We start from the raw sequence: 24501 nt of genomic DNA on the forward strand, positions 1-24501 counted from the left end.
GGTTAGGTTTTGCGATAATATATTTATGAGCTGATTAAGGTTTGGCATAGTGTGGTTCGTAAGAAAAATTACTATTATGCCTTGTCCTTAGTCAGCTTTTTTGTTTTTGTCGTGTACAGAGAATTGCGACATAAGGAGTGTGACGCATGTTAATTTTAACTCGCCGTGTGGGTGAAACTTTAATGGTTGGTGACGAAGTAAGTGTCACTGTATTGGGTGTGAAAGGAAACCAGGTTCGCATTGGCGTTAATGCACCAAAAGACATTGCTGTGCATCGTGAAGAAATCTATCAGCGTATTCAGCACGAACGAGCAATGCAGTCTCAAATGCAGCATTTAGAGCAGAGCAACTTCCCTACTTCATTTGACGATGATGACTTTTTTAATAGATAGCTAATCGTTTTTGACGTATTATCCTAGAAAGGCATAAGTATTATGCTTATCCTTTTGAACAATACAATAAACATTAGTATTCAATAATAAGTTTTGATTTGATAATGAGGCCATTATGAGTATTCGACATTCTGACGTGTCTGCACTACTGAACGGACTAGATAAAAAAGCCATCGGCTTTAATGACGTCATTAACTTTATCGATGATTTTTATCGCTATACCCCTGTTAAATTTAGCAATGGGGATACCGTTAACGCCCCTGGTGTCAATGAAGGCAGTGCTAAGATTTTTGGTTTTGCCAAACATCATGGCCTAAACCAAATTGATACCCTAAAGTTATTTGGTGAGCACTACCAATCGGTATTGGCTACGCCAAATGGTACGGATCATCCCAATATCCGTAACTTCCTACATTGGGGCTGGAGTGCTTTTTTAATGGAAACCAACCCATTAACCGTGCGTCCAAAAGTGGATGTGAAAAACATCTAATCGCCTTATTCTTCTCATAAAAAAAGACTAACTTAAGTTAGTCTTTTTTTTGGTCTATACTTTCTGATTTATCCGCTTAACAAGGCTTAACGGAATGCTTAGCGGAATTTTACCGGCTGAATATCGCCTTTGGGGTTTGGCATATTTGGATAGTGATGCTCATGCTCTACGTCACACTCCTCGCCTACAACTGTGCCATCTTTTTTCACAGGTTTATGAATATAGCCCACACGCTCTTGAGGCGGTAGGTTTTCATGCTCCCAAATCATGACCGCTTGCATACAAGTCTCACGCTGTTCTGGTGTTAACTTATTGCCATCAGGCCATTTACCAATTTCAATCGCTGTACGAAAAGAAGCCACCAATTCTGGGGTCATTGCTGCCAATACTTCTTCTTTTTTCATGTCATACCTCACATTTAATACCAACAAAGCTAAAATTTATATCACTTAGTGACTACAAATCCTCTTCGCCATCTAAAGAAAACTCTTCAGCATGTACGTTCCAATTTAGCTTGGTTCGACACGCTTCATAAAAATCAAAACCTGGGGGATGCAATAAAGTTAGCTTGTCAGGGTGCTTGCGAATAAACAATCTATGGTGCTGCTCTAGTGCCACACTCGGCTTGCCATCAGCACTTACCATCGGCTGAGTACGATTGTCCTTATGGATACGAATCATAATTTCACTCTTATCGCTAACCACGATAGGACGACTCGATAAGGTATGTGGGTGCATAGGCACCAAACAAATCGCATCTAAACTAGGATGGATAATAGGCCCACCACCTGATAAGGCATAAGCAGTCGATCCTGTGGGCGTGGCCACAATGAGCCCATCACTGTGTTGGCGATAGACATCTAGACCATCAATCTTTAACTGAAAATCTATCATGTGTACCGACTTACCGGCATGCAATACCACATCATTTAGGGCCATATCTTGATGGATAATCTTACGATCTTCCTGAATTTCCATCATCAATAAGAACCTTTGATCTAACTGATAGTCTCCCATCAATACTTGATGTAGCTTGGCACCTACCTCATCAGGATTCACATCGGTTAAGAACCCTAACCTACCGCGGTTTACCCCCAATACCGGTACTCGGTATCGCGCTAAGGCTTGTGCTGCATGAAGGATTGAGCCATCACCACCCACCACGATTACTAGGTCACAAATCTCACCAAGCAAACTACGCTTTACGATCTGCAACTGATTCAGTTGCTCAAGCTCAAGATCAGGCAGAGTGGCGGTCTCTGAGTCGACATACAGACTCAGTCCCATCTCATTAATACGCCGACCAATCTCATGAATAGTCGTGATGACCCCTCTTTTACGAGCACGGCCCATCAAGCCTATGCGTCTAAAAGCGGGATTCTTTATAGAATGAAAGTGAGTAGAATCTGATAAGTTTGGGAGCTTATCGGACTGCGCGGAGCTTTCCATAGGCTTAAGCTTCATCAAATAGGTCATTTAAGTTTGATAATTTAATATATTTTAAATTCAAAAGGCTTGGTACGGCTTTTTATTGCCTCAAAGCCATAAACGATGCTGCAATTTTACTGGCAATATTATAGTGCCGTTCTGGCTTTATAACCGTTTATTTATAATGGGTAAGCGTACCACATTATCAGATTTACTGCATTAACCTATTGACCCGCTTCAATGAAATTTACCCGTGAAAGTAGGCTTAATAATTGCTATATCCACCCCTAATAAAAAAGCACTATATTGAAAAGCGGTCTCATCGCAACCATTAACTAGTTAACTGTATTCACATTTTCTCCTAATTGGAGCTACCCTATCCTCAAGCTTAAGTTAGCTTTACCTCACTTGTAGAAGTACGCTATCATAACCGATAACTAAGCGTAATAAATTACAGCTGAAATTAGGTTTTAGCAAAAATCTAGGCAACCTGTGAATAATTATTAACGTTAATAATTAAATACTAAAGGAATGAATTAATATGGCAAACCCTATTGTCAGTCGTACAGAACTTGCTGTTGGCGGCAGATCAATGACCGTTAAGGGCGTTGTACATAAAACCAGCTTCTTATTGGGTCTAAGTGCTATTGCAGCACTGGGCTTTTTCTTCTTCATTATCAGTGGCGGCATCAGCGGCGGTATGGCTCAGATGGTCACCTTTGGTAGTATGTTTGCCGCTTTTGGTTTGGCAATATTTATTACTTTTAAACCGCAAAAAGCCAAATCTTTAGCTGCTCCCTATGCCATCTTAGAAGGTTTATTTTTAGGCGGCGTGTCTATTATGTTCATGGGTATTGACCCTAGCATTCCCGCCAACGCCCTAGCTGCTACTTTTGTTACCGCGGCGGTAATGTTAGGCCTTTATCGTTCAGGCATGATTAAAGTCAATGAGAAGTTCCGCTCAATCATGATGTCGGCCATCTTTGCCATTATGCTAATTTATATTGTGCAATGGGGCTTTGTCTTGTTTGGCTCGACACTACCTTTCTTATTCCAAACAGGTGGTTTAGTGGCCATTGGCTTTAGCTTATTTGTGGTAGTTATCGCCTCATTTAGCTTGCTACTTGATTTTGATAACGTTGAGCGTGCAGTAGCTGCCGGCGTATCAGAAGATTATGAGTGGGTATTTGGTATCGGTATCTTAGCCACTCTAGTTTGGATGTACTTCGAGTTCATGCGCTTATTAAGCCACTTCCAAGACTAACCTCATACTAGAAAGCAATTTTTATATCTAAAAAAAGGGTCGCAATTGCGACCCTTTTTTTGTACAGCAGAAAATGATTTATTAACTAATTAATTAATCAGTGACTAGCCAATTTGCAGTTAGGCTCTTTTTAGACGCAAGGCATTCAACACCACAACCAATGAGCTTAAAGACATGCCAATAGCCGCCAACCAAGGTGGCACATAACCAAAAGCTGCAGGCAGTAGTACTACTGAGTTGTAGGTTAATGCCCAGCGTAAGTTTTGTTTAATGATATGCTGCGCTTTGTCCGCTACTCGCTTCGCATCATAGACCGCAGGCACTTTGCCATTTAAGATGACACTATCACTAGATACCTGAGCCAAATCAGCAGCACCAGCAATGGCCGTTGAGATATTAGCCGCCGCCAATACTGGAGCATCGTTAATACCATCACCGACCATCATTACCACATGGCCTTGCTGTTGTAAGGCTTTGATATGGTCAACTTTATCACTTGGTGATAAGCCGAAATATACCTTATCAACCCCCAATTCTTTGGCCACAATTTGGGCATGCTCACTGGGGTCACCAGTCAAGATTACGGTTTCAATATTTTGAGCCTGCAGGGCCGCTATCATCTCTGCCACGCCCTCTCTTACACTGTCATTAAAGTAGTACAGCGCCATAGGCTCCCAAACTTCATTTGCTGTATCTGCTTCTGAATCTAAGCGGCATCGGGTTAGCATCACTGCGGTACTGGCATTATGCTTCTGTAGCTGTAGCGATACTTGTGGCTTGTTTTGGGCATCAGAATCACTCTGATTTAAGGCAAAATTAACATGACCTAAGCGGTATTTATAACTCCCTCCGATGTCATTAACCACAGCCTCAACCCCGCCAGCAGTATGATGCACCAGTTCGGTGACAGCCGGCAAGTGAAGCTGATACGCCGCATCAAGTAAAGCACTGGCAATAGGGTGACGGCTGCCTACTTCTAAGGCCGCAGCAATAGCCAGCAGCTGCTCTTTATCCATACCCTGAGCTGAGTTTTGGTCAGCTCCCTTTTGTGACTCAAGCGCCTCAATATATAGCAAGTTGGGTTTGCCGTAAGTTAAAGTTCCGGTTTTATCAAAAGCCACATGTGTAATTTCAGCCAAAGTCTGAATGGTATGGCCACGTGTGGTTAAGAAACCATAGCTTGCCAGCCTATTGGTTGAAACCGTTAGGGCAATCGGGGTAGCAAGCGATAAGGCACAAGGACAGGTGGCTACCAATACTGCAACCGTGGCCCAAAGCGCTTGAGAGGGATCTACAAAATACCAAGCGATAAAAACGAATACAGCCAACACCAAAATTCTGGCCACAAACCAGCGTGCCCATTTATCCGCTTGCTCCGCAACTTTTGGCTTCTCACTAAGCGCACGGTTCATCAAGCGGTCAATCAGAGCAATTTGACTGTTTTCTGGTAATTCCGTGACAATCATGACAAAGGGCTGGCTGTCGTTTTGCGACCCGCCAATTACTCTATCCCCTCTGTGCTTTACAATAAGCAGACTTTCCCCAGTCAAGAGGCTTTGTGACACTGTGGCAGTCTCACTACAAAGTATGCCGTCCGCCACCACCTCACTACCCGCTTCAATCATAATCACATCACCAATATTGAGGGTGTGAGCGGTCACTGTTTCATAGCTTTGTGGCGTTAAGCTTAAATCTGATTCGCCATTAACATTAAGCTCTTGTTGGACATCTTGCTGCTCAGACTGCCTACTACGCTTGGCAGAATGAATCAACTCTCCTAGCTGTGCCAGTTTTTGATGTTGATCTTCCGTTAGGCTTAAAGCGTGTTCTGCCGTTTCAATTTTTTGTTCTACTGACTGATTGTGAGCAATATTAGCCTGATCTATCTGTTGAACTAAGGCCGGCTCATTACCCACACGTTGTACCAATGTTGGCTCAACCACCACCAAATCATTGGCCATATTTGCCGCTTTAAGCCGTGCATTGTGCTCAATATAGCGCCCTGCCAATAAGAAGAATACAAACATACTGACAGAGTCGTAATAGGTCTCACCTTGCCCAGAAATAGTGGCATATAAACTAGCAAAGAAGGTGACAATCAAAGCAATACTGACGGGCACATCCATATTGACCTGACGAATTTTTATTGCCGACCAAGCAGATGTAAAAAATGGCACAGCACAATAAAAGAAGACCGGGATACTAACAAACAGCGATACCCAGCGTAGGAAGTCTCTTTGTTCTACCAACATGCCACTGTAGCTGGTGTAATTCCCAAAATACATGCCGACCGCAAACATCATCGCCTGCATTGCCCCAAGAGCAGCAATACCTAAACGAATCATCATTTTTTTATTGTTGCGCTCTAGCATAGCCTCGTGAGTGTCTTGACGATAAGGCTTGGCGTCATACCCTATTTGGTTAATGGTAGACAAGATATCACTGATGGGTAGCTTGTCCTCATCCCAAATGACTCGCATCCGCTGATTGGTCAGGTTTACCTGACACTTATCCACCCCAGGCATTTCATAAAGTCGGGTTTCAATTAGCCAAGTACAAGCGGCACAGCGCAGATTATTCACTGAAAGCTCAGCCACCGATTTGCCATCAGCAGCATAGACAAACTGAGCCTGAATATCCTCATGGTCATAAGCCCTTAAGCGCTCTAACTCAGTAGGCATACTCGCCGTACGGTTAATCTCCGAGCGATCAAGGTAATACTGCTCAAGCCCTGCCTCTACAATACTCTCTGCCGCCAACTGACAGCCCATACAACACATCAGTCGAGGCTCACCTAAGATATGGGCAGTAAACGGAGGCTCTGGTACAGGTTCACCACAGTGAAAACAGCACCCTTCAGGGGGCAATATCAAATTATTGAGATCTTCGTCTAAATAATTAAATTGCATTTGTTCGTTTATTCCTCCCTCTGACACGCTATTATCAGAAGTGAAACTTGGGGCCTTACTGGCATTAGAACTGGTATTAGAATCGCTAGGCTGAATGGAACTATTTTTAGGATGGGTCATAACATTATTCACAACAAATTGTCGCAGTAAAGATACTGTCTATTGTATCAGGTCTTACAAACTAAGCACTGTTATCTGAGGAGAAGTTATCGATAATCCACCTGCATTTGAGCCCAGTTATGGAAAAGCCATGAAAACCTGCCTTTAAAGCACAATAGCCCTGTATTAAACAGCTTTTACATTGAAAAAATGACCGTTTTCCGTCATTATAATCAGGTCTTTTTTATGTTGGTAAAACTATCGTGCATCACAAACCTTCTTCAGCAAAATCTCATTTTTCTAAATCACCCACTCCCTCTTTAAATACTCTCACAGGCAAGACTCCAAATCCTGAACAACAAAGAGGCTCAGTGATTGGTTTTCTATTACTGATTATCATCATTGTCGGTATGGTAGTCCTTGCTATGTATTTGATTAAGCAAGATAGAGTCATAACCGCTAAATTTGAAGGTAAGCGCTGGAATATCCCAGCCAAGGTTTACTCTCAGCCTCTTGAGCTGTATCAAGGTGCGACATTAACTACCAAGAATTTAGACTCTTGGTTAGAGATGTTAAATTACAAATCCAGCTCTAATTATGATCGCACTGGTACTTACAATAAATCCTCTGGTCAGTATGTGATTCATACCCGTGGCTTCCAGTACAGTGCCAGCGATGTCGACCCTGAACAAGTTATTAAGATTAAAATCCAAGACTCAAAAGTAACCAGTATTCAAAGCACACAGCCTAGCGATACCGGTATTGTACGTATTGAGCCAGTCACTATTGGTGGCATCTATCCAGACAACAATGAAGATCGCATTGTCCTACCCATCTCTGAGATTCCACAGCCACTTATTGATGCTTTAATCTCTACTGAAGATAGAGGATTCTATCAGCATAAAGGCGTCTCGCTAAAAGGGATTGGCCGAGCTTTTTATAACAACCTGCAAGGGGGCTCTATGCAGGGTGGCTCAACCATCACTCAGCAATTGGTTAAAAACTTCTACCTTAGCTCAGACCGCACCATAAAACGTAAAGCCAATGAAGCGGTCATGGCCTTATTGCTAGAGATGCATTACAGCAAAGATGAGATCTTACAAACCTATCTGAATGAAATTAACTTAGGTCAAAATGGTAACCGCTCTATTAATGGTTTTGGATTGGCTGCACAGTTTTATTTCAATCAACCACTAAAAGAATTACGGGTAGATCAACAAGCCCTGCTTGTCGGCCTGGCAAAAGGAACCAGTTACTACAACCCTCGCCGCAACCCTGAACGAGCATTAAACAGACGAAATACCGTCCTGGCTAATATGTTAGCTACTGGCAAAATTGATCAAGAAACCTATGAAGAAGCGATAGCCAGACCGCTTGATGTGGTCGAAAAACCCAGTGTGGGCAAAAGCCGTTTTCCAGACTTTCTAGATATCGTAAAGCGTGAATTACAATCTAACTATCACCCAGAAGATCTAAAAAATGAAGGGTTACGTGTTTTTAGTACTTTAGACCCTATTGCTCAGTTCGCTGCGGATAATGCGGTGCAAAAACAGTTATCAGCACTGCGTAAAAAGAGCAGTAAAACTAAGCCCTTACAAGCAGCCTTATTAAGCGCCAATCCAGCGTCAGGGGAGTTGGTCGCTGCCATCGGTAGTGGTAGTGAGTTTACTGGATTTAACCGCGCAGTAGATGCCAAACGTCAGGTCGGCTCCCTATTAAAGCCCTTTATCTATATGACAGCTCTTCAAAGCGGCAAGTACAATCTTGCCAGCCCTGTCAATGATAGCCCAGTTACCTTAACCTCATCTGATGGCAGTAGCTGGACACCCAAAAACTATGATGGTGTCGACCATGGCTATGTGCCTTTAACCACAGCCTTAGCTAAGTCTTATAACCAAGCCGCTGTGAATACAGGTATGGAGTTTGGCGTGGGCACCCTTGTCAATCAGATGCATCGCTTGGGTATCAATGAAAAAATCCCTACCTATCCTTCTTTGTTCTTAGGCTCGGTCGAGCTAAGCCCTATGGATATGTTAGGCATGTATCAAGTTTTAGCAGCTGGCGGCTTCCGCACCCCCATTATCAGTATCCGTACTGTGGTCGATGATAGAGGCAGCATTTTACAGCGCTCTGGATTTGACACTAAGCGCAGTGTACCGCCTGATGTAAACTATTTAACCAACTATGCGTTACAAGAGGTGGTTAGAAATGGCACGGCAAGCTCATTGAAATCTTTGGGCAATAATCTTAATTTGGCCGGTAAAACAGGGACCACTAATGATTACCGAGACGCTTGGTTTGCAGGCTACAGCGGTAACTATGTCAGTGTGGTCTGGGTTGGTAGAGATGACAACAAGCCTATTGGTCTGAGTGGCGGCAGTGGCGCCCTACCCTTATGGAAAGACTTTATGGGGCGCTTGCGTCTAACGCCTGTAGAGTTGGTGCAGCCTGATAGTGTGGAGTGGTTATGGTTAGAAAATGGTACCGGCAAACTGTCTCATGAAAGCTGTCAGGGAGCCAGATACTTACCTGTATTATCAAGATACTTACCTGAAGATGCCAGCGACTGTGCCCTAGCTATTTATCAACAAGAGCAATCTCGTAGACAGCTGCAGTGGCTCAATGATCAGCATAAAGCGCTTCTAAATCAAAGCCGTGAGTTAGATAGCGTTCAAGAAGGTATGCCGTCTGGTGGGATAAACGGTGACAATAATGATGGCAGTGACCCTTCACAAAATGCAGAAGGTGAGAACTCAAACAACAATAACAGTGAGAATTCAGGCGACACTTGGTATGATAAAGCTTTAGAATGGTTTTAACGCCTAACTTCAGCTTAACTTTTCCAAAATCGTATTTATGAGGTTAACAAAGCTAACTTATCACCAAGTTAGCTTTGCTCATGGTTTGCCCTTAATTTACCAATTTGGATTGAAATTATGTCTAAGCAATCCCGAGTACCTGTTACAGCATTGGCTAAAACTTCTATCAAAGTCAGCCCCTTGAAATCATTACTCATGAGCTCGGCCCTGAGCTTACTAATGATGGGAGCTCTGACTGGGTGCCAAAGTACTGGAGGATTATCAGTTCCTTCTTCAGTACCTGTCACTCAGCCTAACGCTCAATCCAATCAAGGCACAGCTCCAGCCCCAAGCTCGACCCCTTCTTCTACCACTTATTCTGATGGCCTAGAAGATGACTACCCCATTTCAGAGGTAGATGACGATACGCAAGCTGTAGAACAAAATACAGGCTTTGAGCCCCAAACTTCCTATCCTGTAGACAATACCCCAACACAAACTGAAGCCCCTGTCACAACTGAAGAAGCCCCCGTTGTCACAACCAATCCCAATGCTGTGGGCCAAACCAGACCGACTCCCTCTATACCTCCTAGCACCACTAATGAAAGTCCTGTGGTTAAGCCTCGCGTACCAGATACCCGAACCGCACAGCAGAGCTTACTAGAGCAGGCGCGTCAAAATTCAAAGCAATCAAGTCATAAATCAGCTTCTATCCAAGATGGTAGCAACCTTCCTGCCTTCCAAAGGCTTATGGATACAGGTGTTCAACAACTGCGTCAAGGACAAGTTGCTGCCGCTCAAGCAACTTTCACTCGAGCTCAACGCTTAGCGCCTCAGTCTTCAGCGGTTTACTTCTATTTAGGCCAAGTGGCTTTAAAGCAAAACCAGCCGCTAAAAGCCGAAGCCATGGCCCGTCGTGGGTTAGTCGTCGCTCAGACAGAAGCCCGAAAAAGAGCTTTGTGGCAAGTTATCTTAAAAGCCGGACAGGCACAGGGCAACACCCGAGTGATTAACGAAGCAAAATCAGCATTATCAAGATAAAGGCTATCAACCTACGTAGTATCAAGCTAAAATATACTATTTTTTTATAAAGTTATTTACCCTAAGGATCATTATGGATTGGCAGCAATTACACCTGCAATGTGCAAAACAAGATGTGGACTTGGCCGAAAGCCTTTTATTAGAAGAAGGCGCGCTTTCAATTAGCCTAGAAGATGCCGGAGACCAGCCCTTATTTGAGCCATTGCCTGGTCAGTCTCCTTTATGGGACGAAGTTATCCTAACCGGTCTATTTACTGCAGACAATGCACAAGATATTGAAGCGGCAGCACAGACCATCGCTGTACAAGTCAATGCTCGACGCGTGTGGACCACTGCCCTTGCCGATACAGACTGGGAGCGTGAGTGGATGTCACATTACGCCCCTATTGAGTGTACCAATAATTTATGGATTGTTCCTAAGTGGATGACGCCGCCTAATCCAGATGCAATAAACATCATGATGGATCCAGGCTTAGCCTTTGGTACCGGTTATCACGCCACTACTCGCCTATGCCTAGACTGGTTAACGGATCAAGATTTATCAGACAAGGTCGTTATTGACTATGGTTGTGGCTCAGGCATCTTAGGTATCGCTGCCCTGTTACTGGGTGCTAAGCAAGTCTATAGTGTCGACATTGACCCTCAAGCTGTGTTAGCAACCAAACAAAATGCCGAGCGAAATGAGGTAGATGGTCAATTAGAAGCCTTCTTGCCAGAAGATTTTGCTAAAGCTTTTGAGGCCGGTGATATTCCTAAAGCAGATATTATTACAGCAAACATCTTAGCTAAGCCTTTAATGGAGCTGGCTCCTTATTTGGCTACTTTAATCAAACCTGAAGGCGGCATTGTTCTTGCAGGTCTAATCTCCGAGCAGCTAGACGATGTTATCAGTGCTTATCAGCCATGGTTTAACCTAGATACCCGTCATTCTTATGAAAAAAATGACAACCATGACGACTCTCATTGGCATCGCTTATCAGGTACTTTTAAGGGCTAAGCCATTTGCCTTAACCTAATAAGCGCCATAATCAAAGTTTAAACTCACTTTAATTCACTATTAGATTTATTATAAAGCTATGGACAACCAAACCTCTTCTTTAAGTGACGTAAATACCTTAGCTAACTGTATCGATAACGAAGAACGCATGCCGCTTCGTTATCATGTACAGCAAGCCGTTGAGCAGTACTTTGTAGAGCTTGAAGGAGAAACAGCGACCAATCTATACCAGACCATACTGCAAGAAGTCGAAAAACCCTTATTAGAAGTCGTTCTTGAACAAACCCAGGGCAATCAATCTAAGACGGCTCTAATACTTGGATTAAATCGAGGAACTTTGCGTAAAAAAATGCAACAGTATGGTTTGATGTGATCTTTTCACTCTATTTTTATATTGTTTTTATAAAAGCTAACTCTTTATTTTAGGGACAAAACAGAAAGTACGACACCAAACTTTGCTCTTAGTGGGTGAAAGTTTTGTCATATTTTCAATTTTGCTCTAATATACTCGGGTCTTAGCCTGACTAGGTTAAGACAATTACTCAAAACCCACGATGATTTCAGAATCTAATCACCCTTTTTATCGTATACACTATGGGAAAAACTATGTCTGATAAGCCGTACGCTCTTATTTCTGTTTCTGATAAAGCTCAAATCGAAAGCTTTGCCAAAGGCCTAATTGAAGCAGGATATGATTTACTATCAACAGGTGGTACTTATCGCCTACTGTCTGAAAATGGCATCGCAGTAACTGAAGTAGCAGATTACACGGGCTTCGCTGAAATGATGGATGGCCGTGTTAAGACCCTTCATCCAAAAATTCATGGAGGCATTTTAGGCCGCCGTGGTCAAGATGATGCCGTAATGAGTGAGCACGGTATTCGCCCTATCGACTTGGTTGTGGTGAATTTATATCCTTTCGCCCAAACTGTAGCCAAGCCAGACGTGACCAAAGCTGACGCTATCGAAAACATCGATATTGGTGGCCCAACCATGGTTCGCTCTGCTGCTAAAAACCATGAGCACGTGGCTATCGTGACCAACCCTGCAGACTACGATTCTATTTTACAAGAACTAAAAGAAGCCGGCAGCCTATCACAAAAGACCCGTTTTGATTTAGCGGTTAAAGCGTTTGAACACACCGCTCATTATGACGGTATGATTGCTAACTTCTTAGGCAGCCGCTTAGAGTCTTTTGAAGAGCCAGACAGCTTTGCGCGTACTTTCAACGTACAATTGAAAAAAGCTCAAGACCTACGCTACGGTGAGAACCCTCATCAGCAAGCGGCTTTCTACGTGGAAGAAAACGGCTCAGGCGAAGGCAGCATCTCTACAGCTAAGCAGCATCAAGGTAAAGAGTTGTCTTACAACAACATCGCCGATACTGATGCCGCTTTAGAGTGTGTAAAATCATTCTCTGAATCTGCTTGTGTGATCGTTAAGCACGCTAACCCTTGTGGTGTGGCCATCAATGCTGACCAAACTCAAGCCTACAAAACTGCCTTTAGCACAGACCCTGAGTCTTCTTTTGGTGGCATCATCGCTTTCAACCGCCCTTTAACTAAGCAAACCGCTCAAGCTATCGTTGACACTCAGTTTGCTGAAGTTATCATTGCTCCAAGCTTAGAGCAAGGCGTACTTGAAATCACTTCTGCAAAGAAAAACGTGCGTGTTTTAACTTGTGGTGAGTTACCTAGCCCACAAAACCGTGCGGCTCAGTTTGACTATAAGCGTGTCACCGGTGGTCTATTAATTCAAAACCAAGACTTAGGCCTAATCACGGCAGACGACTTACAAGTAGTGACTGACTTACAGCCTACTGCTGAACAGTTAAATGACCTTCTATTTACTTGGACTGTAGCTAAATACGTGAAGTCTAACGCTATTGTTTATGGTAAAGATCAGCGTACTATCGGTATTGGTGCAGGTCAGATGAGCCGTGTAAACTCAGCTCGTATTGCTGCTATCAAAGCTGAACACGCCAACCTTAAGACTGAAGGTGCGGTTATGGCATCAGACGCCTTCTTCCCATTCAGAGATGGTATTGATAACGCTGCTGAAGTGGGCATTAAAGCCATTATCCAGCCAGGTGGTTCAATCCGTGATGATGAAACCATTGCTGCTGCTAACGAACATGGTATCGCTATGGTATTCACTAGCATGCGTCATTTCCGCCACTAATTGATAGCTGCTTTATGAGCTATCTGTTATTAACGGATAAAAAAAAGACCGCCTCAATTGAGACGGTCTTTTTTGTGTTCATCAAAAGAAAATAACTAGGATAAAGAGCTAAGCTTTAAACTCCGCCTACCTCATTAATCACTCTTTCGTTCTCTTCAATTTTCGTAGCGCCTTTTAAGTACTCGACATAATCGCTGAAGTACTCTTGGCCTCGGATACTTCTCATATCAAACATGGCTTGAGATAGCTCAGCGGCTGGCACGTCTTGCATAGAGCCTTTAGTAATAGGACCTAAAACTAAAACCGTGGCACCCTCATTAGTTTTTTCAGAAACAGCCACTGGCTTACCGTCTGTACTGTCCTTACTAAACGCAATGGCTTGCTCATTAGCCGTCAGCAATGAGCTTTGACGATTGATATTACCTAAAGACTGGAACTTAGCTTGAGCCGCTTGCATGCCTTTATCATTCACAGTTTTGCTAATAGCTTGAGCGGCTGCCAAAGCTTGAGCACTCGCTTTTTGCTTCACTAAAATAGTTTTAATCTCAGCAGTAGCTTGCTGCAAGGTTAAAGGCTTAACTGGACGATAGTTGGTAGGCTGAACCCACAGAGTGCCGTTATTTACTTTAATACTGGCACTCACTGACTCATCTTGAATAGCGAAGTCATCAAAGGCTGCTTCAATCACTGCTGGCTGAGCCAGAACTGTTTTATTGTCCTTTTTGGTATAGTCTTTAATCTTTTGCACACTAAGCTCTTCTTGCTGTGCAATGTCTTCAATACCTACACCATCAATAGCCATCTCGTTAATGCGAGTAATCTTGTCAGCAATCAGCTCTTCACGCTTTTGACGCTCAGCTTGTGCTACAAGCTCTTCACGCATACTGTCTAAGCTTGGAATGCCCTCACCAGACATTTCAGTAACTTTAAACAGCTGATAACCAAAACTGGTTTTAACAGGTTCTGAAACTTGGTCTTTATTTAACCCTTCAATCGCCTTAGCAACTTTGGCCCCATCGGCACCGAAGACATCAGGATTAAAGGTACCGATATCACCGCCTTTGGCTGCACTCACTGGATCTTCAGAAAATTCTTTAGCCAAAGCCGCAAAGCTTTCGCCTTTCTCAAGACGGCTTTCAATTTGCTCAATGGTCTTTTGTGCGTTGGCACCCGTCACCAAAATCTGACTGACCTTTTGACTATAATCACCCACATAATTGGCTTTAAACGCATTATATTGAGCTTGAATATCTTCTTCAGTCACTTCATCAACAGCAACTTTACTAGGATCAAGCTGAATATAAGCCAAATCAACCATAGCTACGCTATTTAGCTCATTTTTATGCTTGTTATAGTAGTCTTCAATCTCTTTATTAGACACAGACACCTTGTCTTTGTACTGCTCCCAAGGCAAGCGATATACCCAAACATCTCTAGTTTCTAACTGTAGCGCCAATAGGTCATTAATTTCAGCTTCTGGATAAAGAGCGGTTTGAGCCACACTAGCATAAAGCTGCATTAAGTTTAGCTGTTGACGGTACTGATTAAATAACTGATCTTTGGTCATACCTTGCTGCTGCAATGCAAAGGCAAAGCGGTCGTTAGAGAACTGACCATTTTCATCTAAGAACTGAGGATCTTGTAACAGCAAGTCGTTAATAACCTTGTCTGATACGTGCATGCCTAGTTGGTCCGATTGGTTTCTAAGTAAAGCACGATTGATTAGGCTTCTTAGAACTTCACGGTTTAGGGCATTGGTATTAATCGCACTGGCTTCCACTCCATTTTGTAGTAGCTCATTTCTGCGATTATTGATAGCGTCTTGATATTCAGCGCGGCTAATCGTCTGATCACCTACTGTAGCCACGTCATTTGCATTTGCTGACCCAGTAAAATAGCTCTCAAGGCCTAAAATTACCAAAGGGGATAAACAAAGCATTAAGAAAATTCTGCCAGGCCAACTTTTAAGAAAATTACGTATCGATTCCATAGTACATATCAGTCATAAGTTAATAAGAGGTTAACGCAATATCATACGTGAAAATAAGGTCCGACACAAAAAAAACGCACCCTAAGGTGCGTTATTGTCTGCTATCAGACATGGTACTCGCTTAACTTAGCGCATAATCGGCTTAGTTTAAACGATCTTTAAGGCCTTTACCTGCTTTAAAGTGTGGTACACGGCTTGCTGGAATCTGAAGCTCATCACCAGTCTTAGGGTTACGGCCAGTACGCGCTTTACGATCTTTAACGCTGAATGTACCAAAACCTACTAATGAAATAGTGTCATTGTTTTCTAGAGCTTCGCCAACACTTTCCATCATAGCATTAAGAGCGTCAGCAGCTTGAGTTTTGTTCAGACCACTTTTCTCAGCGATGCTATCTACTAATTCTGATTTATTCATAGAGACTTCCTTTAAAATGATTTAAATTCGGAGGTAAATTCTATCGCTTAAAAACTAAATAAGCAATAACCAAGCCCTTAAATACTACACATCAGTGCAAAAAAAGTGCACCTTTTGAATTTTTAGTATTTTCTGAACGTGGGGTTTCTCCTGCTGTTATAGCAAGGGGTTTAGAAATGTGCAAGTAAATTTACATTTTACTGCTCAATTGCTTACGCAAATCGGCTTGAGACACCACCTACATTGACTTTATACCTTTAAAACCTCGTTGTTTCAAGTGCTATCGTATATTTTATAGGTTTTTATCCTATCTCAGCTATTTACCAGTTAATTTTATTAATCCGTATCATACTTATAGCGAGTACGTTACTTTATGCTATTATTTATCACATTTTTCATAAATGACGGTTATAATTTTCTGAATTACTTAAGCTGGTTTTTAAGTTAACAAGATTTTCTAACTTTAATAGATATGATGCGTTAACCCTTCATATAACAAATAACAAAATTCAAATAGGTTTAGTATGAGTCAAAATTCAATTTCAAACTCTCTACTTAATGTCGTACTGGTATTTGCAGAGTCTGCTATTACGCTTGTTTTAAGATTCGATGCAAACCTACGTAAAGCAGTCTACCCTTTGGCTCAAAAAAACACTGTGGTCTGTATCCGCAGTTACCTACCCCACACTCAGTTTTATGCTACGTTCACTAACAAAGGTATCTTATTAGACAGCGAGCTTCCCCACTCTGCTACTGAACCTGATGTTGTTATTAATGCTTATAGCCATCAGCTGATCAACTCTCTGGTTAGCAATGACGTAACTCAAATTAATAAGATCACCATGCGTGGTGGTACCGAAACCGTTAATGAAGTTCGCAACTTCTTATCACAGCTGGGTGTTGCTAGCCTGTTTCAAGGCATCATCAAAACTGTTAAAGGAAAAGGCAAAGAAAAAGCTGAAGAGGCAAAAGAGGAAAACAAGCCGGACTATAAAGCCCGTATTGAAGAGCAGCAGCAACAGCTTAATGCTTTAAGCATGCGCAACCGTGAGCTTGAAATCAGTCTGAAAGAAGCACACAGCAAACAAAAAACCACTATGATTGCCCTTATTGTGGCTTCATTGATTGCCATCGCTGCTGTTATTGGCTGGGTAAGCTAATAACAGCCAAACGATGATCACAACCTTAAGCAATTAGTATTAAGCACTTAGTTATTCAGTAATCAGCCTTAGGGTCTACTCTATCTTTAAGTGATCTGCTTTCAGAACCTTGACCTTTAAACACCTTAATGGACCCCTAGTCTATTAAGGTGTTTTTTTATGTTGATTAAATTTAAATAATGACCAAATCGGGATTGAAAATATAAGGTTACGGCCTCAAATCAAGTACTATAAGCCATTGAGAAACCCTAAACTATCGATAATTTTTAACCCATAGTTTGCTATAATATTGGCGCCAAAAATCCACGACTGTTTTACTGATTATCTGTATTACAATTAAGCCACCAATTAATCTTGACTGCATTACTCGGAATTAACTATAATAGGACTTAATTAATTCAGTATGAACTCGTGGAGACATTAAATGCGCTTAACAACTAGAGGTAGATACGCGGTTACAGCTTTACTTGACCTGGCTATCCAAGATGGTGATTCAAAAAATGCTGTCTCCCTATCTGATATTGCCAAGCGCCAATCCATCTCAATTTCTTATTTAGAACAATTATTTTCTAAATTACGTAAAGCAGGATTGGTGACCAGTACCCGTGGTGCCTCAGGTGGTTATCATTTAGCTAAACCTTTGGCTGATATAGATGTAATGACCATTATCACTGCTGTCGATGAATCAGTGAATGCTATGCAGTGTGGCGGCCAAGGTAACTGTCAAGGCGGCGCTATGTGTCTTACCCATGACTTATGGTGTGCCCTATCTATCCACATCGAACAATATTTAAAAAATATTTCTTTAGATCAGTTATTACAAATGGAAAATGTTAAAGACGTGTCGCATCGTCAACAACTGCTTCATCAAGTAGCAACTGAGAAAACTGAAAAAAGTACAACTACAAATTCAAATATAATATTCCCTGCCAATGAGGTTAATCCAGCATGAGTAACTTAAACCGCCCTATCTATCTTGACTATGCAGCCACTACCCCTGTTGATGCAAAAGTAGCGAAGAAGATGGCTGAATACATGACTTTTGAAGGTGTATTCGGTAACCCAGCTTCTCGTTCACACGGCTACGGTTGGCAAGCTGAAGAAGCTGTAGAAACTGCACGTCAACAAGTTGCTGATTTAGTGAATGCCGATCCTCGTGAAATCGTATTTACCTCTGGTGCGACTGAGTCTGATAACTTAGCCATCAAAGGCGCTGCTCATTTCTACCAAGGTCGTGGTAAGCACATCATCACCAGTAAAATTGAGCACAAAGCTGTATTAGATACTTGCCGTCAACTTGAGCAAGAAGGCTTTGAAATTACTTATATCGACCCTCAGCCAGGCACAGGCCTTATCCTGCCTGAGCAAGTTAAAGAAGCTCTACGTGAAGACACTATCTTAGTTTCATTAATGATGGTGAACAACGAGCTAGGCACAGTAACTGATGTAAAAGCCATCGGTGAAATCACTCGTGAAGCTGGCGTAATCTTCCACGTTGACGGTGCTCAAGCTGCTGGTAAAGTAAAAATTGACTTAGAAGAACTAAAAATTGATCTAATGAGCTTCTCGGGTCACAAAGTTTATGGTCCTAAAGGTATCGGCGCTTTATTTGTACGCCGTAAACCACGTGTTCGCCTACGTGCCGAGCAACATGGTGGTGGTCATGAGCGTGGTATGCGTTCTGGTACTTTAGCCACTCACCAAATCGTTGGTATGGGTGAAGCATTCGCCATCGCTGCTGAGCGTTTAGAAGAAGACCGTGCCCATACTCAGAAAATGCATGACAAGTTATGGCAAGGCGTTCAAGATATTGAAGAGATCTACCTAAATGGTGATGTTGAAAACAGCGTGCCAAATATCATTAACATTAGCTTCAACTTCGTTGAAGGTGAATCACTAATGATGTCATTAAAAGACATGGCGGTTTCTTCAGGGTCAGCTTGTACTTCAGCTACTCTTGAGCCTTCATACGTACTACGTGCTATTGGTCGCCCAGATGAATTAGCACACAGCTCTATCCGCTTCAGCTTTGGTCGTTACACCACAGAAGAAGACATTGATACCATTTTAGCTCAAATCCATGAAGCGGTTGAGAAGTTAAGAGACCTATCTCCACTATGGGATATGTATAAAGATGGCGTGGATCTTGACTCTGTAGAGTGGGCGGAACACTAAACAAAAAAGCAAATTAGCCATTAAGGGGCTGACTTATTATAACTGACAATACTTTTATAATTATTAACCAAAAGCTGCCCCTTAATTAACGCTAATTATTATTAACGAATTAGACAATATATTTTTATTGTCCCCATTTATCTAGGTTAAACCCCAGGAGAAACACCATGGCTTATAGTAATCAAGTAATTGACCATTATGAAAATCCACGCAACGTTGGTAATTTAGACAAAGATGCCAAAAACGTTGGTACCGGTATGGTTGGTGCTCCAGCTTGTGGTGACGTTATGCGTCTACAAATTCAAGTTGGCGATGACGGTATTATTGAAGATGCTCGCTTTAAAACTTACGGCTGTGGTTCAGCTATTGCTTCAAGCTCGCTAGTAACTGAGTGGCTAAAAGGCAAGACTCTAGACCAAGCCTCTGAAATCAAAAACAAGCACATTGCTGAAGAATTGGCTCTGCCTCCAGTGAAAGTTCACTGTTCAGTATTGGCTGAAGATGCGATTAAAGCAGCTATTAATGACTACCGCACCAAGACTGATACAGCAACTGACGCTTAATTCATACCTTTATTGAATTGATAAGCGATTAGTTAGTATATTTTTTAGGCTAATGAGCTTATTAAGGCAATCTTATTAAGCTCAAGCGATATAAATTTTAATTTTTAACATTAGGATAGTCTTAATGATAGAACTGACCGAACGTGCTGCAAAACACGTTACAGATTATTTAAATAACCGAGGTCATGGCGAGGGCATTCGTGTCGGTATTCGTACTGCTGGATGTTCAGGACTGGCCTACGTGTTAGAATTCGTTGATGAACCAGATTCTGTAGACGAAAAATTTGAAAGCAACGGGGTTAATATCTTTGTTGATCCTAAGAGTATGGTTTATTTAGACGGCTTATTAATGGATTATGTGGTTGAAGGTCTGAACGAAGGCTTTAAATTCACTAACCCAAATAAAAAAGGTGAATGTGGCTGCGGTGAGTCTTTTACTGTTTAATCAGTAACGTGTCACCTCTCCCCCTTTTATTAAGTGTTAAGCGTCTTTAGTTATAACTGTGCTTATAACTAAAATCATAATTACAATACTTTGCAACAATAATGATTTTAGGATTTAGACGGAGCTGACGATATAATTCGTCAGCTTTAAGTTTTAGCTTTCACCAAACCACCATCAACCAATAGCACTCAAAGCCTATGTCAGATAACGCACCTACTTTCGCCAATTTCTTTGCTCTATTCGAGCTGCCTATTACTTTTGAGATTGAGACCACAAAGCTTAGTGAACGGTTGCGTCAACTTCAAAGCCAATATCACCCTGACAAATTAAGCGGCAATGAGAGCGCCTCATTACAGCAAAACTCTGCTGTCATCAATCATGCTTATGACATCTTAGTCAATCCAGACAGCCGCGCTAATTATTTATTAGAACTATCCGGCCAAGAGCTTAATACCGACCACTCTATCGCTGATCTCGACTTCCTAGATGATGCTATGGAAATGCGCATGGACCTTGATGATGCCGAATCAGCAAGCGACTTAGCCACGATTTCCAAGCTAAAAACTAACGTTGATCTGCGTATAGACAATCAGTCACAACGTTTTAAAGAAGCTTATGCTGAGCAAGACTGGCCTGTGGCGAAAGATGCTACTCAGAAGCTTAAGTTTTTGGTTAAGCTAAAAAAAGATATGGACATAGCCGTAGATAACAGCCAACAACAAGCTGATGACGATGACTTATATCTTTAATAGCTTATGTATTGAATGCCCCTTATGTGTTTAATACCTAGTTAACTATTTATTTTTTACTTTTATTATTAATTCTCTGCCTTAGATTGAGTGTTTTATGTCTTTATTACAAATTGCTGAACCAAACCAAAGTGCAAATCCTCATGAGCATAAATATGCTTTAGGTATCGATTTAGGTACCACTCGCTCTATGGTAGCGGTTGTCCGCTCAGGTAAGGCAGCTTTGCTTGAAACTTCTTTAAGCGATGAAACTACTAACACCAGCAAAGACACCTTACTGCCTTCAGTAGTTTATTATGGTAATAAAGAGGGCGTAACGACTCCTGTTGTGGGTTCTGAAGCCTTGGCTTATTTTGAAACAGATCCTGCCAACACTATTATCTCAGCTAAGCGCTTTATGGGTCGTAGCGTACAAGACATTAAGTTCTCTCACCCTTATGAGCTTAAGTCTAGTACCAGTAATGTAGAAGCTATGCCTTCTTTTGTGACGGCTCAAGGAGAGATTTCTCCAGTAGCGGTATCTGCTGAAATACTAAAAACCTTAGAGCAACGGGCCCAATCTGCTCTGCCTAATGCCAGTATTGCAGGCGCAGTCATTACCGTACCTGCTTATTTTGACGAAGCCCAACGTCAGGCCACTAAAGATGCCGCTAAGCTGGCCGGTCTTAATGTGCTTAGGCTATTAAATGAGCCTACAGCAGCAGCCGTGGCCTATGGTCTAGACCGCAATAAAAGTGACTCTGAAAAACAAGAGCATATCTATCTAATCTATGATTTGGGCGGCGGTACCTTTGATGTATCGCTATTAAAAATGACTGAAGGTGTGTTTGAAGTTCTGGCCACTGGGGGCAACAGTGCCTTAGGTGGTGATGATATGGACCGCCAAATTATGGGCTGGCTACTTAAACAGGCAGATCTAACTCCAAAACAGTTAACGGCTCAGCAGCGCACTCATATCGCCCGTCAAGCAGAGGCTTATAAGCAGGCACTGACTCATGAAGACAGTATCTCAGTAAGTCTAGATGTGGCAGGTACTCAGTGGCAAGGTACTTTAACCGCAGAAGATTTAGTACAGATTGTCGAGCCTATTACTCGCCGTACCATCTCTACGTGCGAACAAGTCATGCGAGATGCCAATATTGACCTATCACAGCTTGATGAAATCATCATGGTGGGCGGCTCAACCCGTATGCCTGTGATCCAGCAGGCTGTTGCCGAGCACTTTAACAAACAGCCTCTGTCTCATCTAAACCCTGATGAAGTAGTCGCTTTGGGTGCAGCACAAGTTGCCGAACAGCTCATCAAAAAAGACAAATCTAATAATGTCTTATTGCTTGATGTGACCCCACTATCTTTAGGCCTAGAGACCATGGGTGGCTTAGTAGAAGTGGTTATTCCACGCAATACTCCTATCCCAGTGGCCAAAAAACAAACCTTTACCACCTATCAAGACGGTCAAACAGGCATGATAATTCATGTAGTACAGGGTGAGCGAGATACCGTTGAGAACTGCCGTTCATTGGGCCGCTTTGAGCTGTATGGAATCCCTCCTATGAAAGCAGGCTTAGCGCGCATCGAAGTGACATTTGATATTGATGCCAATGGTCAGCTTTCAGTAAGTGCTTTTGAAGCTACCTCTGGGGTTAAGAGCGATATTAAGATTACCCCATCGTATGGTTTAAGTGACGAACAACAAGAGCAGCTGCTGCGTGCAGGTTTTGAAAATGCGGCTCAAGACAAACTGGCTCGTAGCTTAATTGAAGCCAAGGTAGAGGCTGAGCGTGAAGTTCTAGCCCTGCAGTCTGCCCTACAAGAGTTTAATTCTCTATTGAGCGAAGAGGAAGTGAGCAATCTGCAGCAAGCGATGCAACAGTTAGGTGAAGCACTTGAGCAAGATATCTCTTCTGACGATCAGGCTGTGCTGCAAGCCATAAAAGCAGATGTAGAAAACAAACAAGCCAAATTAAAGCCATTGAGCGATGCCTTTGCGGCCCGTATCATGGACCAAAGTGTTCAGCAGTCGCTAGCAGGTACCAGTACAGAGACTTGGTCTGAATAAAAGGCTCGCTAGGATAAGACAATTAAGGATTATATTGATCGATCCTTTAACACAGATATTGCAAAACAGATTTTACTAATAACTAAAAGTTGGAATTTTTTATGCCTAAGATTACATTACTGCCCCATCATGAAATATGCCCAGAAGGTGCTGAAGTTGAACTACAAAGCGGCCAAAACTTATGTAAAGGTCTATTAGAAAAAGGCTTTAAAATTGAGCATGCCTGTGAGATGTCTAAAGCCTGTACTACCTGTCACGTTATTGTGCGTAAAGGCTTCAACAGTCTAGATGAAATGGATGATATCGAAGCGGACTTATTAGACAGAGCTTGGGGACTTGAGCCAGACTCTCGCCTATCTTGTCAGGTACAGATTGAAGACACAGATTTAGTGGTTGAGATTCCAAAATATACTATCAACCATGCCAGTGAAAACCACTAATCCCCATTTAGTATATTCATAAAAAAAGACACCTTAAGGTGTCTTTTTTTATGGGGCTTTATATTTACTGCATTTGCCAATCGAAAGGCATTTGATTATGACCGCGCAACGCCATCATAAGCGTCTGCTGCATAGCCAAGTAAACCTCTTGGGTATAAGGTACTGCTGGCGTGCCCCACACTGGGTTTGGCCAAGCTAAGTCATTTTGATAACGGACAATATGATGGAAATGCAGTTGAGGCACTTGGTTACCTAAAGCTGCCACATTCATTTTATCTGCATTAAACGTCTTAGCCATCTGGCTCGATAGCCAGCTTGACTCACGTAAAAACTGAGCCTGGTCAGCTGGTGATAATTCATAAATCTCTTGCACACCCGCCACTCTAGGTACCAAAATCAACCAAGGGAACTGGCAGTCATTAATTAGACGACAAGTAGATAGTGGAAAGTCTCCAACTAAAAACGAATCTTTAGCTAGCGTTGGATGAAGTTGAAACATATTGGCTCTCTTAATTATTTTAATGATTCTGCAAGCCAATATTTTATCAGGTATTGGCTTGATATTATAGATGCTAACACATGTTTAATCTTTTGCAGCAGATAACCTAGAGTTTATACCAATTCTAAAAAATAACACTCAAGTCGCACCACTCCCGCTGAGTGATAGACCTAATTAAGTTAGTCTCATTACACAATGCATTCCAAGCGTCACATGCCGCATCGACAATCGCATCATAACTCTCAAAACAGCGATTAGATAACCAATGCTGTTTAAGGTACTGCCATACCTGTTCAGCAGGGTTAAGCTCAGGTGAGTAGGGAGGCAATTTAAGCATGGTCACATTGTCTTGATCCAAACTTGGTTGGTGCCATAGCGCCCCATCCATGACCACCACGGCATGCCGA

23 protein-coding genes are annotated in these 24501 nt (G+C 42.3%); 16 read left to right on the forward strand and 7 right to left on the reverse strand.

Going from position 1 to position 24501, the window contains the following annotated elements; all coding sequences use genetic code 11:
• Positions 1-146 precede the first annotated feature (146 nt).
• A complete protein-coding gene (gene csrA / locus A1232T_RS09910) occupies positions 147-392 on the forward strand; it encodes a carbon storage regulator CsrA (RefSeq protein ID WP_028858219.1) in 246 nt (81 codons plus the stop codon).
• A gap of 115 nt (positions 393-507) precedes the next feature.
• Entirely contained in the window at positions 508-882 is a 375-nt protein-coding gene (locus tag A1232T_RS09915; protein ID WP_077449263.1) for a HopJ type III effector protein, read from the forward strand.
• 98 nt (positions 883-980) lie between these two features.
• Here A1232T_RS09915 and A1232T_RS09920 read toward each other — a convergent pair whose 3' ends face one another.
• Complete coding sequence (locus A1232T_RS09920; protein WP_077449264.1) at positions 981-1286, reverse strand: YeaC family protein; 306 nt, start codon at positions 1284-1286, stop codon at positions 981-983.
• 52 nt (positions 1287-1338) lie between these two features.
• Positions 1339-2331: an NAD(+) kinase gene (locus tag A1232T_RS09925; RefSeq protein ID WP_244152448.1), complete on the reverse strand. Its 993-nt coding sequence runs from the start codon at positions 2329-2331 to the stop codon at positions 1339-1341.
• 520 nt (positions 2332-2851) lie between these two features.
• Between A1232T_RS09925 and A1232T_RS09930 the strand changes: the two genes are divergently transcribed.
• A complete protein-coding gene (locus A1232T_RS09930; RefSeq protein WP_077449266.1) occupies positions 2852-3574 on the forward strand; it encodes a Bax inhibitor-1/YccA family protein in 723 nt (240 codons plus the stop codon).
• A gap of 119 nt (positions 3575-3693) precedes the next feature.
• Here the strand turns inward: A1232T_RS09930 and A1232T_RS09935 are convergent, their stop codons facing one another.
• Positions 3694-6603: a heavy metal translocating P-type ATPase gene (locus A1232T_RS09935; protein WP_077449267.1), complete on the reverse strand. Its 2910-nt coding sequence runs from the start codon at positions 6601-6603 to the stop codon at positions 3694-3696.
• Between the two features lie 389 nt (positions 6604-6992).
• Here A1232T_RS09935 and mrcB point away from each other — a divergent pair, with 389 nt between their 5' ends.
• The 5 genes from mrcB to purH all read left to right on the forward strand — a co-directional run bounded on the left by mrcB (position 6993) and on the right by purH (position 13599).
• Positions 6993-9401, forward strand: a complete 2409-nt coding sequence (gene mrcB / locus A1232T_RS09940) for a penicillin-binding protein 1B (protein WP_425272066.1) — start codon at positions 6993-6995, stop codon at positions 9399-9401.
• A gap of 117 nt (positions 9402-9518) precedes the next feature.
• Positions 9519-10421 (forward strand): tetratricopeptide repeat protein, encoded by a 903-nt coding sequence (locus A1232T_RS09945; protein ID WP_083722618.1) that lies wholly within the window; start codon positions 9519-9521, stop codon positions 10419-10421.
• Positions 10422-10494: 73 nt separating this feature from the next.
• Positions 10495-11418, forward strand: coding sequence for a 50S ribosomal protein L11 methyltransferase (gene prmA, locus A1232T_RS09950; RefSeq protein WP_077449269.1), 924 nt, complete (start codon positions 10495-10497; stop codon positions 11416-11418).
• A 79-nt stretch (positions 11419-11497) separates the two neighbouring features.
• Positions 11498-11791, forward strand: a complete 294-nt coding sequence (fis, locus tag A1232T_RS09955; protein WP_077449270.1) for a DNA-binding transcriptional regulator Fis — start codon at positions 11498-11500, stop codon at positions 11789-11791.
• Between the two features lie 233 nt (positions 11792-12024).
• Positions 12025-13599, forward strand: coding sequence for a bifunctional phosphoribosylaminoimidazolecarboxamide formyltransferase/IMP cyclohydrolase (gene purH, locus A1232T_RS09960; protein WP_077449271.1), 1575 nt, complete (start codon positions 12025-12027; stop codon positions 13597-13599).
• 115 nt (positions 13600-13714) lie between these two features.
• On the opposite strand, the gene A1232T_RS09965 is transcribed toward purH, so the two are convergent.
• Both A1232T_RS09965 and A1232T_RS09970 read right to left on the reverse strand, forming a co-directional pair.
• Positions 13715-15589 carry a SurA N-terminal domain-containing protein gene (locus A1232T_RS09965; protein WP_077449272.1) on the reverse strand — a complete coding sequence of 625 codons (1875 nt, stop codon included), beginning with the start codon at positions 15587-15589 and terminating at the stop codon, positions 13715-13717.
• 142 nt (positions 15590-15731) lie between these two features.
• Positions 15732-16004: an HU family DNA-binding protein gene (locus A1232T_RS09970; RefSeq protein ID WP_007395246.1), complete on the reverse strand. Its 273-nt coding sequence runs from the start codon at positions 16002-16004 to the stop codon at positions 15732-15734.
• Positions 16005-16528: 524 nt separating this feature from the next.
• On the opposite strand from A1232T_RS09970, the gene A1232T_RS09975 reads away from it, so the two are divergent.
• The 8 genes from A1232T_RS09975 (at position 16529) to fdx (ending at position 23595) form a co-directional block, all read left to right on the forward strand.
• Positions 16529-17164, forward strand: a complete 636-nt coding sequence (locus tag A1232T_RS09975) for a hypothetical protein (protein WP_077449273.1) — start codon at positions 16529-16531, stop codon at positions 17162-17164.
• Between the two features lie 424 nt (positions 17165-17588).
• Positions 17589-18116: an Rrf2 family transcriptional regulator gene (locus A1232T_RS09980; RefSeq protein ID WP_077449274.1), complete on the forward strand. Its 528-nt coding sequence runs from the start codon at positions 17589-17591 to the stop codon at positions 18114-18116.
• Positions 18113-19339 (forward strand): IscS subfamily cysteine desulfurase, encoded by a 1227-nt coding sequence (locus A1232T_RS09985; RefSeq protein ID WP_077449275.1) that lies wholly within the window; start codon positions 18113-18115, stop codon positions 19337-19339. Before A1232T_RS09980 ends, A1232T_RS09985 begins: the two co-directional genes overlap by 4 nt.
• A gap of 167 nt (positions 19340-19506) precedes the next feature.
• Complete coding sequence (gene iscU / locus A1232T_RS09990; RefSeq protein WP_077449276.1) at positions 19507-19902, forward strand: Fe-S cluster assembly scaffold IscU; 396 nt, start codon at positions 19507-19509, stop codon at positions 19900-19902.
• A 124-nt stretch (positions 19903-20026) separates the two neighbouring features.
• Positions 20027-20347: an iron-sulfur cluster assembly protein IscA gene (gene iscA, locus A1232T_RS09995; RefSeq protein ID WP_077449277.1), complete on the forward strand. Its 321-nt coding sequence runs from the start codon at positions 20027-20029 to the stop codon at positions 20345-20347.
• 197 nt (positions 20348-20544) lie between these two features.
• Complete coding sequence (gene hscB / locus A1232T_RS10000) at positions 20545-21096, forward strand: Fe-S protein assembly co-chaperone HscB (RefSeq protein ID WP_077449278.1); 552 nt, start codon at positions 20545-20547, stop codon at positions 21094-21096.
• A 97-nt stretch (positions 21097-21193) separates the two neighbouring features.
• A complete protein-coding gene (hscA, locus tag A1232T_RS10005; RefSeq protein WP_077449279.1) occupies positions 21194-23155 on the forward strand; it encodes a Fe-S protein assembly chaperone HscA in 1962 nt (653 codons plus the stop codon).
• A 101-nt stretch (positions 23156-23256) separates the two neighbouring features.
• Complete coding sequence (gene fdx / locus A1232T_RS10010) at positions 23257-23595, forward strand: ISC system 2Fe-2S type ferredoxin (protein WP_077449280.1); 339 nt, start codon at positions 23257-23259, stop codon at positions 23593-23595.
• A 64-nt stretch (positions 23596-23659) separates the two neighbouring features.
• On the opposite strand, the gene A1232T_RS10015 is transcribed toward fdx, so the two are convergent.
• On the reverse strand, positions 23660-24094 hold the full coding sequence (locus A1232T_RS10015) for an HIT domain-containing protein (RefSeq protein ID WP_007395256.1): 435 nt from the start codon (positions 24092-24094) through the stop codon (positions 23660-23662).
• A 124-nt stretch (positions 24095-24218) separates the two neighbouring features.
• A partial coding sequence (locus A1232T_RS10020; protein ID WP_425272051.1) for a transposase occupies positions 24219-24501 on the reverse strand: 283 nt, incomplete at its 5' end.

The sequence above is a fragment of the Psychrobacter pasteurii genome (assembly GCF_900162815.1).
GTDB lineage: Bacteria > Pseudomonadota > Gammaproteobacteria > Pseudomonadales > Moraxellaceae > Psychrobacter > Psychrobacter pasteurii.

Excerpts from the sequence above, each read along its gene's own strand:
- csrA (WP_028858219.1), top strand. The coding sequence starts at position 147 with ATGTTAATTTTAACTCGCCGTGTGGGTGAAACTTTAATGGTTGGTGAC.
- A1232T_RS09915 (WP_077449263.1), top strand. The coding sequence starts at position 508 with ATGAGTATTCGACATTCTGACGTGTCTGCACTACTGAACGGACTAGAT.
- A1232T_RS09920 (WP_077449264.1), bottom strand. The coding sequence starts at position 1,286 with ATGAAAAAAGAAGAAGTATTGGCAGCAATGACCCCAGAATTGGTGGCT.
- A1232T_RS09925 (WP_244152448.1), bottom strand. The coding sequence starts at position 2,331 with ATGGAAAGCTCCGCGCAGTCCGATAAGCTCCCAAACTTATCAGATTCT.
- A1232T_RS09930 (WP_077449266.1), top strand. The coding sequence starts at position 2,852 with ATGGCAAACCCTATTGTCAGTCGTACAGAACTTGCTGTTGGCGGCAGA.
- A1232T_RS09935 (WP_077449267.1), bottom strand. The coding sequence starts at position 6,603 with ATGACCCATCCTAAAAATAGTTCCATTCAGCCTAGCGATTCTAATACC.
- mrcB (WP_425272066.1), top strand. The coding sequence starts at position 6,993 with ATGGTAGTCCTTGCTATGTATTTGATTAAGCAAGATAGAGTCATAACC.
- A1232T_RS09945 (WP_083722618.1), top strand. The coding sequence starts at position 9,519 with ATGTCTAAGCAATCCCGAGTACCTGTTACAGCATTGGCTAAAACTTCT.
- prmA (WP_077449269.1), top strand. The coding sequence starts at position 10,495 with ATGGATTGGCAGCAATTACACCTGCAATGTGCAAAACAAGATGTGGAC.
- fis (WP_077449270.1), top strand. The coding sequence starts at position 11,498 with ATGGACAACCAAACCTCTTCTTTAAGTGACGTAAATACCTTAGCTAAC.
- purH (WP_077449271.1), top strand. The coding sequence starts at position 12,025 with ATGTCTGATAAGCCGTACGCTCTTATTTCTGTTTCTGATAAAGCTCAA.
- A1232T_RS09965 (WP_077449272.1), bottom strand. The coding sequence starts at position 15,589 with ATGGAATCGATACGTAATTTTCTTAAAAGTTGGCCTGGCAGAATTTTC.
- A1232T_RS09970 (WP_007395246.1), bottom strand. The coding sequence starts at position 16,004 with ATGAATAAATCAGAATTAGTAGATAGCATCGCTGAGAAAAGTGGTCTG.
- A1232T_RS09975 (WP_077449273.1), top strand. The coding sequence starts at position 16,529 with ATGAGTCAAAATTCAATTTCAAACTCTCTACTTAATGTCGTACTGGTA.
- A1232T_RS09980 (WP_077449274.1), top strand. The coding sequence starts at position 17,589 with ATGCGCTTAACAACTAGAGGTAGATACGCGGTTACAGCTTTACTTGAC.
- A1232T_RS09985 (WP_077449275.1), top strand. The coding sequence starts at position 18,113 with ATGAGTAACTTAAACCGCCCTATCTATCTTGACTATGCAGCCACTACC.
- iscU (WP_077449276.1), top strand. The coding sequence starts at position 19,507 with ATGGCTTATAGTAATCAAGTAATTGACCATTATGAAAATCCACGCAAC.
- iscA (WP_077449277.1), top strand. The coding sequence starts at position 20,027 with ATGATAGAACTGACCGAACGTGCTGCAAAACACGTTACAGATTATTTA.
- hscB (WP_077449278.1), top strand. The coding sequence starts at position 20,545 with ATGTCAGATAACGCACCTACTTTCGCCAATTTCTTTGCTCTATTCGAG.
- hscA (WP_077449279.1), top strand. The coding sequence starts at position 21,194 with ATGTCTTTATTACAAATTGCTGAACCAAACCAAAGTGCAAATCCTCAT.
- fdx (WP_077449280.1), top strand. The coding sequence starts at position 23,257 with ATGCCTAAGATTACATTACTGCCCCATCATGAAATATGCCCAGAAGGT.
- A1232T_RS10015 (WP_007395256.1), bottom strand. The coding sequence starts at position 24,094 with ATGTTTCAACTTCATCCAACGCTAGCTAAAGATTCGTTTTTAGTTGGA.